This window comes from Methylobrevis pamukkalensis (assembly GCF_001720135.1).
In the GTDB taxonomy this organism is placed as follows: domain Bacteria; phylum Pseudomonadota; class Alphaproteobacteria; order Rhizobiales; family Pleomorphomonadaceae; genus Methylobrevis; species Methylobrevis pamukkalensis.
The window spans coordinates 1-1,346 of record NZ_MCRJ01000253.1; the positions used below are offsets into that span (position 1 = coordinate 1).

Consider the following 1,346-nt stretch of genomic DNA (forward strand, 5'->3'; position numbering starts at 1 on the left):
CTTCCGCTGACCTCGTCCTCGATGCGATCGTGGAGTTGAACAAGCTGGGGAAATATCGCGCGAAGGTCATCATGCGCGATTTGCCTGAACGCGCTCAGGATTCCCCATTCCTTGAGCAGCGCGAAGCCGAGGCTGCGTTCCTCCGGATCGGGCTTGCTCTGCAGGTTGCAGCTCTTCGTGCCCGCAATCGTGATATTGAGCGTCCGCTGCTTGTCGTCGCCGATCAGGTTGTAGGCCACCGCGATGGTGATCCGGCTGAACGCTTCGGCGCGCCGAAAGATGTTCCGCGCCCCGAGATATCGGTCGGCAACCTCCTGGATGTCATCGTCGACTGTCACCTTGAGCTGAAGCTTGCGGCGCCAGGTTCCCAGCCGGATCTCGGCTTCGATGACGCGCGCGAACTCGAACGCATACCCTTCGATCTCAGGGGGCTGCAGGAGAAGCGAAGAGCGGAAGCGCGAGAGATTATAGCGCTTCCAAGTCAGCGGCTTCTGGGAGATGTCGTGACCGAGCGCAACTTCGGCGAAGGAGTCGCTGACCGTCTGGCGCACCACGGGGCTGTCCGCGCAGACCTCGATCTGCCGCATCGAGGGCGTGTAGATCAGCGTCGCCTCGTTCGGCGGGCGGTAGTAGATGGTTCCCCGCCGTCCGTCTTGCCGGTGATCGTAGACGCTCGAAAGCGGGCCACCATGCCGGACGATCAGCATGATGGACGCAGGGTGCGTATCGGTGGCAGGCAGATCGAGCGCCTTGACCGTGCAGGATATCTCGGGCTTCAGCTCGAGCATGCCCTTTATCTTGGACGCCAGCGCCTTTTCGTCGATGGCCGCCGCGTCGAGGGCTACCTGGTTCTCCAGTTCGACCTCGAAGGCGTCGTAGAGCTTGCCGTGGTCGCGGAACTGTCGGGCGAAGTGAAAGCTCTCCGCATCCTCGAAGGTTTCGCGTTCATGGAGATATGCCCAGATGCTTCTGCAGAGCTCATCTGGCTGCCGGTGAAACTCCTGCGACCGTGTCACATCGAGTTGTTGCTCGACAATGGTGGTGAGCGAGGTGACGCCCTTTTTCTCGGCGAGGGCCCGGATCCTTCGTGATCGCTGCTCCGCAGGTCGCAGGTCATCGCGGTCGAAATCCGACAGCGTCTCGACAAGTGCTTGCCGAAACGCCTCGACCGCTTCGTCGTCGGCGAGGTCCGGAACGTCCTCGGGCAGCATGAATTCCGGCTCGTTGTCGCCCTCGCGCACGGCAAGGGCAGCTCGGGCGAGGTCGACGCGCGCATCCTCGATCAGCGCCAGAACATGCGGACCGATCGGGGATGCTTTGCGCGCCATGAACTCACCTCAATGAAC

General features: G+C 62.0%; 1 protein-coding gene. It reads right to left on the bottom strand.

The genetic code is table 11. The annotated features are described in order from the left end of the window. A partial coding sequence (locus A6302_RS20310; protein ID WP_141704042.1) for a hypothetical protein occupies positions 1–1,328 on the bottom strand: 1,328 nt, incomplete at its 3' end. Positions 1,329–1,346: the final 18 nt, after the last annotated feature.